The organism is Micromonospora sp. MP36 (assembly GCF_008119785.1).
In the GTDB taxonomy this organism is placed as follows: Bacteria; Actinomycetota; Actinomycetes; order Mycobacteriales; family Micromonosporaceae; genus Micromonospora.
In genome coordinates this window covers 25,731-36,507 of record NZ_VSFA01000072.1, presented here as the reverse complement: position 1 = coordinate 36,507, position 10,777 = coordinate 25,731, and the positions used below count along the sequence as shown (strand labels likewise).

Below are 10,777 nucleotides of genomic sequence, written 5' to 3'. Positions count from 1 at the left end.
ACGGCAGCGGTCATCACGAAGACCTGCCGGGCCGACCGGTCGAAGACCGGCCCCACCCGGCGCAAGGCATCACGCCCCGCGCCCAGGCGACGCAGGGCACCCTCCCCCACCCGGCCCCACGGCCGGGCGGGTAAGCGTCCGGAGGGACACGCACCAACGGACCGGAGGCTGCCCCGCGCAGCCCACCGACACCAGGGCGTGAACACGATCAGCACACCCACCACCGGCCACCAGCCACGCGGAGCCGCCCTGGGCGCAGGATTCCACCTACACGCCCACGCGACCCCACCACGGTGGGAAACGATCCCGGAAACCCAATCCGACTCAGGATCACTAAGCTGATTAGAGACGCTTCTGCCCTGGGCAGATCCGCTCACCGTGAACATCCCTCACCGCGGAGCGGGGCGCGGGGCAGGGTGGAACGCATGCGACTGTTGGTGCTGGGTGGGACAGGATTCGTCGGTGGAGCCGTGGTGGCCGAGGCCGCAAGCCGAGGCTGGTCGGTGACGGCGTTCAACCGAGGGCTGCACGGTGACGTGCCGCCGGGCGTACGCCGGTTGCGGGGGGACCGGACGGCGCCGGACGGGCTGGCGGCGCTCGCCGGCGGCGAGTGGGACCTGGTGGTGGACACCTGGGACGGCGCTCCCCGGGCGGTGCGGGACGCGGCCCGTGCGCTGGCCGACGCGGTGCCGCACTACATCTACGTCTCCAGCGGATCGGTCTACGCCGAGCCGGTGCCGCCCGGCGTGGGCGAGGAGGCCCCAGTCGTGGACGCCGCGGCCGACGCGGTCGACGGTGACTATCCGCAGCTCAAGGCGGGCGGGGAACGGGCCGCGGTGCAGGTGTACGGGGAGCGGGCGTTGCTGGCCCGGGCCGGGTTGATCCTCGGGCCGGGCGAGGACATCGGCCGGCTGCCGTGGTGGTTGCAGCGGATCGCCCGGGGCGGTCCGGTGCTGGCCCCGGGCCCGCGCGACCTTCCGCTGCAGTACGTCGACGCGCGGGATCTCGCCGGCTGGCTGCTGGACCGGGGCGCCGAGGGCGTCGGCGGTGCGTACAACGTGGTGAGCCGGACCGGGCACGCGACGATGGGCGAGCTGCTCGACGCGGCCGTGGTGGCGACCGGCGCGGACGCCGACCTGCGCTGGACCGACCCGGAGCCGATCCTGGCCGCGGGCGTGGAGCCCTGGAACGACCTGCCGATCTGGATTCCGGCGGGCCACCCGTACCGGTGGTTGCAGGAGCGGGGCGTGGAGCGGGCGTACGCGGCGGGGCTGGTCTGCCGGCCGGTCGCCGAGACGGTCGCCGACACCTGGCGCTGGCTGCGCGCGGCCGGCCAGGTGCCGCCCCGCGCCGGGCGGCCGGCCCGGGCGGCGGTCGGGCTCGACCCGGAGCGGGAGGCGAAGCTGCTGGCCGGGTTCACCCCGGCGGCCTGACCGGCATCGGACCTGCCGCCCGCCGCTCTGCGGCGGCGACGCCAGGACCCGGACGCGGCGCGGCCAGGTCAGGCCGGCACCACCGGCAGGTCGAGCACTTCCCCGACCGGGCGGCGCGGGGTGGCGCTGCCAGGCTGGCCGTAGCCGATCCGCATCACCATCTGCGGGGTGCCGAACCGGCCCAGGGACAGCCGCAGCGCCTCCCGCGCGCCGGGCACCTCGATCGGCTGGGAGATCAGCGACACGCTGAGCCCGGCGTCGGTGGCGGTGAGCAGCACCCGTTGCAGGGCCTGCCCGGCGATGACCTGGTCGGTGGCGGTGTTCCCGGCCGCGCCGAGCACGGCGACCAGCGGCTCCGGCTCGAAGTCCCGGCCCGGTGTCCGGTGGCGGCCGCCGAAGTCGCGCTGCGGCAGCAGGTCCTGCGGCTCGCTCCGCGGCCCGGCCGCGGTGGCCGGTACGCCATCGGGTGACGGCTCGCCGCGGATCCACTCGGCCCGCTCGGCCACGTACGCGGGGTCGCGTTCGAGGACCCGGTGGGCGCTGCGGGCGATCTCGGCGAGCGCGTTGACCGGGCTGGTGCCGATCACCAGCTCCAGCCAGCACTGCTCGGCCCGGGCGGCCTCGGCGAGCCGCCAGCGGGCCTCGGCCGGGACCGGGTCGGGCCAGAACGGGGCCCGGTTGCTGAACCGGCGGCCGATGGCCGTGTACAGGCTCTGCTCGGCGGGGGTGGGGCGGCGCGGCAGGTCCGGGACCAGCCGCGCGACCACGTCCGGGTCGGCGGGGTACGGGCGGAGCCGGACCCGGGTCGGCGTGCCCGCCACGGCGAGCGCCAGCCGCAGGTTGAACAGGGCCGCCCCGCAGGCGATCCGGGTGCCCCAGCCGCTCGGGTCGGTGGCGGGCAGCCGGCGCAGCGGGTCGACGGAGAGTTCGATCCCGCCGTCGCGCAGCCGGAACCGCCACGGCTGGGTGTTGTGCAGGGACGGCGCCCGGACGGCGTCGCTGGCGGCGGCCCGCAACTGCTCGACGCTGAATCCCGTGGTCATCGTGGGTGCTCCTTCCGTGGCAGGTGGTGCGCGCCTTCCGGTTGGTTCCACGGTGCGGCAACCAGCGGCTTCGCGAGCAGGGCCGGAGGTCCCACCTGGGCGGGCCCGTCTGCCCCGCGGGCGCGGTAGGGACCTTTGGCCCGTGCCCAGCGCGGGGGAGGCGGGGTAGAAAGGACGGATGATCCGGGTGTTCCTGCTCGACGACCACGAGGTCGTCCGTCGTGGCCTGGCCGACCTGCTCACCAGCAGCGGCGACATCGAGGTTGTCGGCGAGTCCGGCTCCGCCCAGGAAGCGGCCCGCCGGATCCCGGCGCTCCGCCCCGACGTGGCGATCCTGGACGCCCGGCTGCCCGACGGCAACGGCATCGACGTGTGCCGCGACGTCCGGGCCGTGGACTCCTCGATCAAGGGGCTGATCCTCACCTCGTACGAGGACGACGAGGCGCTCTTCGCCGCGATCATGGCGGGCGCCGCCGGATACGTGCTCAAGCAGATCCGGGGCACCGACTTGGTGGACGCGGTCCGCCGGGTGGCGGCCGGGCAGTCGTTGCTCGATCCGGCGATCACCACCCGGGTGCTGGAGCGGATCCGCAGCGGCGTCGAGGAGCCGCGCGAGCTGAAGTCCCTCACCGAGCAGGAGCGGCGGATCCTGGAGTACGTGGCCGAGGGGCTCACCAACCGGGAGATCGCCGGCAAGATGTTCCTCGCCGAGAAGACGGTGAAGAACTACGTCTCCAGCGTGCTGGCCAAGCTCGGCCTGGAACGGCGTACCCAGGCGGCGGTGCTGGCCACCCGGCTGCTCGGCCCGCGGCGCTGACCGCGCCGGCCGCCGGGACCCCGGTCGGCGGGGCGGCTGGTCCGATCAGTCGCGCAGCGGCACGCTCCAGCGCACCTCGGTGCCGCGCGGGGCCACCCGGCCCAGCTGGAAGTCGCCACCGAGCCGCTCGGCCCGCTCGCGCAGGTTCACCAGGCCGCTGCGGGCCGCCGCCGGGTCGCAGCCGACGCCGTCGTCGGTGACGATCACGGTCACCCAGCCCGCGTCGACCCGCACCGCCACCGACACCCGGTCGGCCTGCGCGTGGCGTACCGCGTTGGACAGCGCCTCCCGCAGCACGGCGGTGAGCTCGGGTCGCAGCTCGTCCGGGACGGCGCTGTCGATCGGACCGCTGAGCTCCAGGTGTGGCCGGTAGCCCAGCGACTCGGCGGCCACCTCGATCGCCTCGCGGATCTCGGTACGCAGCGCGGCGCTCATCGGGGTGCGCAGCTCGAAGATGGTGCGGCGGATGTCCCGGATGGTGGCGTCCAGGTCGTCGACCGCCTGGTTGATCCGCTTGGCCACCTCGGGCCGCATCGCCACGGGGGCGGTGCTCTGCAGCTGCAGGCCGGTGGCGAACAGCCGCTGGATCACCACGTCGTGCAGGTCGCGGGCGATCCGTTCGCGGTCCTCCAGGACCACCAGCAGCTCCCGCTCCTCCTGGCCCCGGGCCCGCTCCATGGCCAGCGCGGCTTGGCCGGCGAAGCTGTTCAGCAGCGCGGCGTCGTCCTCACCGACGGGACCGTGGTCGGGCCGGTGGGCGATCACCAGTACGCCGTGCAGGGCGTCCGCCGCGGCGAGCGGGGAGACCACCGCCGGCCCGGCGACCACCGGCCGCGGCCAGGGAGCGGCCTCGGCGAGGTTCGCCAGCAGCTCGTGGCGGCCCTCGGTGACCGAACCGGCGAAGGTGGCCTCGGCGGCGGGCAGCACCACACCGACCAGGTCCCGGGCGGCCCCGTCGGCGCCGTCGGCCACCTCGACGGTGAACTGGCCCTCGTCCTCGTCGTAGAGCAGCAGCAGGGCCAGCTCCGCCTCGGCGACCTCCCGGGCTCGCCGCGCCACCAGGGTCAGCGCGTCGGTACGCCGGACCTCGCCCAGCAGCACCGAGGTGATCTCGGCGGTCGCGGCCAGCCAGCGCTCCCGCCGGTGGGCCAGCGCGTAGAGGCGGGCGTTCTCGATGGCCACGCCGGCCGCGGCGGCCAGCGCCACCACGATCTCCTCGTCGTCCTCGGTGAACTCGGCCGCGCCCTGCTTCTCGGCGAGGTAGAGGTTGCCGAAGACGTGATCGCGAATGCGCACCGGCACACCGAGGAAGCTGTGCATCGGCGGGTGGTGCGGCGGGAAGCCGTACGACAGGGGGTGCTGGGTGATGTCCGGCATGCGGACCGGCCGGGGGTCGTCGATGAGCAGGCCGAGCACGCCCCGGCCGTGTGGCAGCTCCCCGATCTTCGCGTGCAGCTCCTCGCTGATGCCGTGGATGATGAAGTCGTGTAGCAGCCGGTCGGGGCCGATCACGCCGAGCGCGCCGTACTTCGCGCCGACCAGCTCGCACGCCGACGCCACGATCCGCTGCAGGGTGCTGCGCAGGTCGAGGTCGGAGCCGATGCCGACCACCGCGTCGAGCAGGGCCCGCAGGCGTTCCCGGCTGGTGACCACCTCGCCGACCCGGTCGAGCATCTCCTGCAGCAGCTCGTCGAGCCGGACCCGAGACAGCGGGGTCAGCCCCAGCGACGGGGTGACGTGCTCGTTCCGTGGATTCGGTGCGCTGGCCACCGGCCGATGCTATCGCCCGGGGACGTCGGCAACGAGCCCGTCAAGCGCTGCCGGCGCGGACCGCCGAGGTGTCGACGATCTCTTCGGTGGCCAGCCGCGGGGTGTGCGGCGGCCCCGCGTGCGCCGGGTCCGCGAGCCCCAACCGCAGCGCCAGGTAGGGGAAGCCGAGCCCGGCCAGCAGCCGGCGCACCGTCTGCCGGGTGCCCTCCACCTCCACCACGCCGCTGAGCGGCACCAGCGACGCGCCGAGCCGGGTTGCGGTCAGCCAGGCGGCGGAGAGCCCCTCACCGGCGCGCAGCCAATTGTCCGGTTCGTCCTCAGTGTTCCAGAGGATCCCGTAGACGGCCGCCCGGTCGTGCCCCGGGCCGACCGGCAGGGTGCCGGGACGGCCGAAGTCCCGGGCCGGCACGGTGGTCTGCGGGGCCTGCTCGGGCAGCACCTCGGGCGGCAGCCCGGTGCCGGTGTCGGCCCGGCTGGTCCAGTACTCCAGCTCCTCGCGGGTTTCCGGGTCCTCCGCCGTCACGGTGGCGGCCTGCCCGGCCGCGGCGGCCAGCTCCATCACCTGGTCGAAGTCCAGCACCTCCAGCCGTACGCCCTCGGCGAGGGCCGCCTGCACGATCTCGTCGAGGGCCGGGCCGGGCAGCGGCTCCTCGCTCACCGGCCGGCGGTCGGTGTGCCGGACCTGCATGCACTGCACGAGGCGCATCGCGTCCGGGTCGGCCCCGGTGTGCCGGAGCCCGGTGAGCCGGGCGAGCAGTTCCGGCTGCTCCGGGTCGGGCAGCCGCTCCACCAGCGCCGTCCAGCCCTCGGCGGCCAGCGCCACGCGTGCGTGGTGCAGCGCCGCGCCGCAGCTCAGCGTCACCAGCCGGCCCTCCGGATCGGTGGCGGTGAGCCGGGCTTCCCGCACCATCCGCAGCTCCAGCGCGTCGGGGAGGACCGTCCAGCGCCACGGCTGGGTGTTGTGCACAGAGGGGGCGCGACCGGACGTCGCGGCGGCCTCGGTAAGCGCGGTGGTCAGCGCGCGGTCGGTGGCCGGCGTCTCGTGGCTCATCGTCACGACCTTTCCCGTTTCCGTCATCGTGCCTCACCCCGGCCGGGTCCCGGGCGGCGTTGCCGCTCCATCCTCTGGCATGCGCAGGGCGGACGCACGGTACGCGGGTCCCCCACATCCGGGCCCTTCGGCCCGCGTCCGATTGCCCCGGTTGCCCTGTCCGGCCGCCCTGCCGTTGAGACGATCCGCAGGTGGGGGCGGAACCGCGCGAGTGTGTACCGGAGCGGCCGGTGCCGGAGCACCGGACGGACTGGCGGCTGTGGGTACCGCTGATCCTGCTCACGGTGGCCGTGCTGGTGGGTGCCGGGTTGTGGCTCGGCGGGCTGCGGGGCGCAGCCCAGCTGGTGTGGGCGGCGGTGACCGTGGCAGCGCTGGTGCCGGCCACTTGGACGACACTGCGGCAGCTGTGGCGCCGGCAGTTCGGGGTGGACGTGATCGCGGTGCTGGCGTTGGTCGGCACGTTGCTGGTCCGCGAGTACCTGGCCGGTGCGGTGATCGCCGTGATGGTGGCCACCGGGCAGGCGCTGGAGAGCTACGCCGAGCGCCGGGCCAGCCGCGACCTGCGCGCGCTGCTGGAGCGCGCGCCCCGGCAGGCCCGGCGGCGTACCCCGGAAGGCGGGATCGAGGTGGTGCCGCTGGAGCGGGTGGCGGTGGGGGACCGGTTGGTGGTCGGCCCCGGCGACGTGGTGCCGGTGGACGGGACGGTCGAGGAGACCGCGACGCTGGACGAGTCGGTGGTCACCGGCGAGTCGCAACTGGTCACCCGCGCCGCCGGCGAGCAGGTAGCCAGCGGTGTGGTCAACGCGGGGGCCGGGTTCGGGCTGCGGGCCCGCAGGAACGCCGCGGAGAGCACGTACGCCGGGATCGTCCGGCTGGCCGAGGAGGCGACCGCGCACAAGGCGCCGATGGTCCGGCTCGCCGACCGGTACGCCGCCGCGTTCGTACCGTTCACCCTGCTGGTGGCCGCGATCGCCTGGCTGCTCTCCGGGCAGTTCCTCCGGGCGGTGGCGGTGCTCGTGGTGGCCACCCCCTGCCCGCTGCTGCTGGCCACCCCGATCGCGATCGTGTCCGGGCTGTCCCGGGTGGCCCGGCGCGGCGTGCTGGTCCGCGAGGGCGGGTCGCTGGAGCTGCTGGGCCGCGCCCGCACCCTGCTCATGGACAAGACCGGCACGCTGACCGCCGGCCGTCCCCGGGCCGCCGAGACGGTAGTGGCGCCCGGCGGCGACCGGGACGAGGTGCTGCGGTTGGCCGCCTCCGTCGAGCAGCTCTCCCCACACGTGCTGGCCGCCGCCCTGGTCCGGCAGGCCCGGGAGCAGGGGCTGCCGCTGGCCGAGCCGACGGACGTCACCGAGGAGCCGGGGCGCGGGGTGACCGGCCGGGTGGACGGCCGGCTGGTCCGGGTCGGCCAGCTCGCCGGCGAGCCGCCCGAGTGGGCCCGTCGGGCCCGCGAACGGGCCGAGCTGGCCGGCCGCTCCACCGTCTGGGTCAGCGACGACCAGGGTCCGCTCGGCGTGATCCTGCTGGAGGACCCGGTACGCCCCGACGCCCGGCGTACCGTGCGGCGGCTCCGGCAGGCCGGGCTGGACCGTCTGGTGATGGTGACCGGTGACCGGCCGCGCACCGCCGAGCAGGTCGCCCGGATCGTCGGTGTGGACGACGTGATCGCCCAGTGCTCGCCGCAGGCGAAGGTGGCCCGGGTCAAGGAGGAGTCCGGCCGCGCGGTGACCGTGATGGTGGGCGACGGCGTCAACGACGCGCCAGCCCTGGCCGAGGCGCACGTCGGGGTGGCGATGGGCGCCACCGGGGCGACCGCCTCGGCCGACGTGGCCGACGCGGTGCTCACCGTGGACCGGCTGGACCGGCTCGCCGACGCCGTCGAGATCGCCCGGTACGCGCGCCGCATCGCGGTGCAGAGCGCCACGGTCGGGATGGGCCTGGCCGTCGTGGCAATGGTGGCGGCCGCGGCCGGCGGCCTGCCTCCGGTCGCCGGGGCGTTCCTCCAGGAGGGCATCGACGTGCTGGTGATCGTCAACGCCCTGCGCGCCCTACGGGGCGGTCTGCGGCACCGGGACGTCCCGCCGGAGACCCGGGAGATGCTCGACCGGTACGCGGGCGAGCACGGCGGGGTACGGGACGTGCTGACCCGGCTGCGCGACACCGCGGACCTGGTGGCGACCCGCCCCGACGCGCCGGAGTGCGTGCCGGCGCTGCGGGAGGTGCACCGCCGCCTGGTCGACGAGGTGCTGCCGCACGAGGCGGCCGAGGAACGCCGGCTCTACCCGGCCCTGGCCGGCCCGCTAGGCAGCGAGGAGGCGACCTCGACGATGAGCCGCGGGCACGTGGAGATCGGCCGGCTGGTGGACCGGATCGGCGGTCACCTGGCCCAGCACCCGGACGGCCGGCTGCCCCGCGGCGAGGTGCCCGACCTGCTGGCCGCGCTCTACGGGCTGGACGCCGTGCTCCGGCTGCACCTAGCGCAGGAAGAGGAGGACTACTTCTCGCTCAATCCCGCCGACGGAGGCCCGGGCCATGGCCGGTGACCGCCTGGCATCACCGCGTCCGCCGACAGGCGCAGAGCCGGCCAGCCCTCCTCGGGGCGGAAGTCGGTGTGCGTGCCGTCGAACGGGAAGTCGCCGGCCTCGATCCGCGTGATCACCCGGTCGGCCTCGGCCCGTACCGCCGCGGCGGTCGCCTGATCGAGGTAGAGCGGGTGGCCGATCCGGGCTTCGAACTCGTCGGTGTCCTTCCACTCCCAGCGACGCTGCGGCGTGACCACGATGTCGAGGAGCTGGTCGTTCGTGTCGACCCCGGCGGGCCCTCGGGTGTACGGCGTCTCCAGATTCACGTACCAACCGGCGAAAGTGCCGGCCTGGAAGAACCACCAGACAGAGTGTGCGGCGGCGGGCGGCATGAGTACGAGGATGTCGTAGTCCGTCCAGGTCTGCACCGTCAGCGTCCCTGATCAGCTTAGTGATCCTGAGTCGGATTGGGTTTCGGGGGATCGTTTCCCACCGTGGTGGGGTCGCGTGGGCGTGGAAGTGGAATCCTGCGCCCAGTGCGGCTCCGCGTGGCTGGTGGCCGGTGGTGGGTGTGCTGATCGTGTTCACGCCCTGGTGTCGGTGGGCTGCGCGGGGCAGCCTTATCCGGTCCGTTGGTGCGTGTCCCTCCGGACGCTTACCCGCCCGGCTGTGGGGCCGGGTGGGGGAGGGTGCCCTGCGTCGCCTGGGCGCGGGGCGTGGTGGCTTGCGCCGGGTGGGGCCGGTCTTCGACCGGTCCCCCCCGGTGGCTTGTCGTGATGACCGCTGCCGTTTCGAGTTTGTCGACCACGGCGCGGATGACCATGTGCCCGCTGGCCTTGTCGATGACGGTCTTGGCCTGATGGGTCAGGCCGCGGGCGGCGATCCGCCGCCAGGCGCCCTGGTCGCGGTCGCCCTGCCACCGGCAGGACTGGTGGGGGCAGATCGCCCACTTCCAGCCTGGGGTGGTGGGGCGACGCGAGCGCGGCGTTCAGGTTCGTCCGGCGGTCGGAGACGTGGCGGATCTCGTCACGCAGGACCGCCAGTTTGCCGACGAGTTGATGCCGCTCGTCACGGCCGGTGAGGCGTTGGTAGTGGTCGGCTTTGGCGTGCAACCGCTCACCGTGCCGGCGCAGGCGGTGCTGTTTCGCGAGGATGCCGGCGGCCCGGAACTGACCACCCGCCCCCAACGCGGTGACCCGCCCGCCCTCGTGCAGTCGCAGGGCTCCCGCGCTGAGGAGAGTGTTCAGGCCCCAGTCCACGCCGACCGCCACCGTGTGCCCGGTGCGCTGGGCCTTCGACACGGCGTGCGTGTACGCGAGATCGGCGCGTACCTGCCGGCCGGTGAGGCGGAGGGTGGGCAGGTGCAGCACCGCGTCCGCGGGGACCGTGGGCGGCAGCATGATCGGACAGGCCACCCACGTCCAATCCGCGTAGGCTCGCGGATCGGGGCGCGTGGGCAATTGCAAGCGCAGCAACACCCTGCTGGGGTCGGTGTCGCTGCGTTCGATGGTGGCCTGCTGCCGATCACACGCGGCCAGCAGCAGCATCCGCGCGACCTTCGGGACGCCTTCAAGCTCGAACACGTCCACCGGCAGGCGGCCATTGGCGGCAAGGAACCTGGCAGCCTGCCGGGTGCGGGACTTGACGATGCTGGACGGCAGATGCTCCCCGCCCGGAACCGCCTTGCGTACCTGCTCCCACTCCTGCGCGGTGCGCTTGCGTGGATCGGCCGGCCAGGTCGCCAGGACCCCGGCGGTCAATTCAGCACGCCACGACGCCGAGCGAAGAGCACGCCCCGCCTGCTCCTGCGCCATCCGCACGATCCGGTCATTGACCTTCACACCCTCAGGCGCGGTAACCGTCCAGCCCAGGCGCCGCAGCGCCATCCACGCGTTCGACGGAAGCTTCCGGCCACCCGCGTCCTGCCCGGAGGCCAACACCTCCACATCCGCGCAGTTCCACCGCTCCGCCAACAGGCCGGACACCATCCCCGCCACCAGATCGGCACACCAGCCAACACGTTGCGCCAGCACCGTCTGCGACAGAACCTCACCGCTCTCCTCGTCCACCCCCGATCGGAGCACGGCCTGAGCGCAAGCGGTACGGGAAGTCTCGCCGTCGGCCAGCGGCAGCTTCCCGGTCAC

7 protein-coding genes and 1 pseudogene are annotated in these 10,777 nt (G+C 74.4%); 3 read left to right on the top strand and 5 right to left on the bottom strand.

Annotated features, from left to right (window positions below):
• Nucleotides 1-425: 425 nt before the first annotated feature.
• Complete coding sequence (locus tag FXF52_RS30385) at nucleotides 426-1,433, top strand: NAD-dependent epimerase/dehydratase family protein (RefSeq protein WP_148801909.1); 1,008 nt, start codon at nucleotides 426-428, stop codon at nucleotides 1,431-1,433.
• A gap of 68 nt (nucleotides 1,434-1,501) precedes the next feature.
• Here the strand turns inward: FXF52_RS30385 and FXF52_RS30380 are convergent, their stop codons facing one another.
• Entirely contained in the window at nucleotides 1,502-2,476 is a 975-nt protein-coding gene (locus FXF52_RS30380) for a nitroreductase (protein ID WP_148801907.1), read from the bottom strand.
• 178 nt (nucleotides 2,477-2,654) lie between these two features.
• On the opposite strand from FXF52_RS30380, the gene FXF52_RS30375 reads away from it, so the two are divergent.
• Complete coding sequence (locus FXF52_RS30375) at nucleotides 2,655-3,293, top strand: response regulator transcription factor (RefSeq protein ID WP_148801905.1); 639 nt, start codon at nucleotides 2,655-2,657, stop codon at nucleotides 3,291-3,293.
• A gap of 45 nt (nucleotides 3,294-3,338) precedes the next feature.
• Here the strand turns inward: FXF52_RS30375 and FXF52_RS30370 are convergent, their stop codons facing one another.
• Both FXF52_RS30370 and FXF52_RS30365 read right to left on the bottom strand, forming a co-directional pair.
• Entirely contained in the window at nucleotides 3,339-5,012 is a 1,674-nt protein-coding gene (locus tag FXF52_RS30370) for a GAF domain-containing sensor histidine kinase (protein ID WP_187413808.1), read from the bottom strand.
• 91 nt (nucleotides 5,013-5,103) lie between these two features.
• A pseudogene (locus FXF52_RS30365) lies at nucleotides 5,104-6,232 on the bottom strand (nitroreductase).
• A gap of 73 nt (nucleotides 6,233-6,305) precedes the next feature.
• Here FXF52_RS30365 and FXF52_RS30360 point away from each other — a divergent pair.
• Nucleotides 6,306-8,654 carry a heavy metal translocating P-type ATPase gene (locus FXF52_RS30360; RefSeq protein WP_148801899.1) on the top strand — a complete coding sequence of 783 codons (2,349 nt, stop codon included), beginning with the start codon at nucleotides 6,306-6,308 and terminating at the stop codon, nucleotides 8,652-8,654.
• Here FXF52_RS30360 and FXF52_RS30355 read toward each other — a convergent pair.
• Both FXF52_RS30355 and FXF52_RS30350 read right to left on the bottom strand, forming a co-directional pair.
• Entirely contained in the window at nucleotides 8,606-9,061 is a 456-nt protein-coding gene (locus FXF52_RS30355; RefSeq protein ID WP_255472492.1) for a DUF402 domain-containing protein, read from the bottom strand. The genes FXF52_RS30360 and FXF52_RS30355 overlap by 49 nt on opposite strands.
• A 192-nt stretch (nucleotides 9,062-9,253) precedes the next feature.
• Nucleotides 9,254-10,777: a hypothetical protein gene (locus FXF52_RS30350; protein ID WP_222870764.1), complete on the bottom strand. Its 1,524-nt coding sequence runs from the start codon at nucleotides 10,775-10,777 to the stop codon at nucleotides 9,254-9,256.

Coding starts and splice junctions, on each gene's coding strand:
- FXF52_RS30385 (WP_148801909.1), top strand. CDS start 426: ATGCGACTGTTGGTGCTGGGTGGGACAGGATTCGTCGGTGGAGCCGTG.
- FXF52_RS30380 (WP_148801907.1), bottom strand. CDS start 2,476: ATGACCACGGGATTCAGCGTCGAGCAGTTGCGGGCCGCCGCCAGCGAC.
- FXF52_RS30375 (WP_148801905.1), top strand. CDS start 2,655: ATGATCCGGGTGTTCCTGCTCGACGACCACGAGGTCGTCCGTCGTGGC.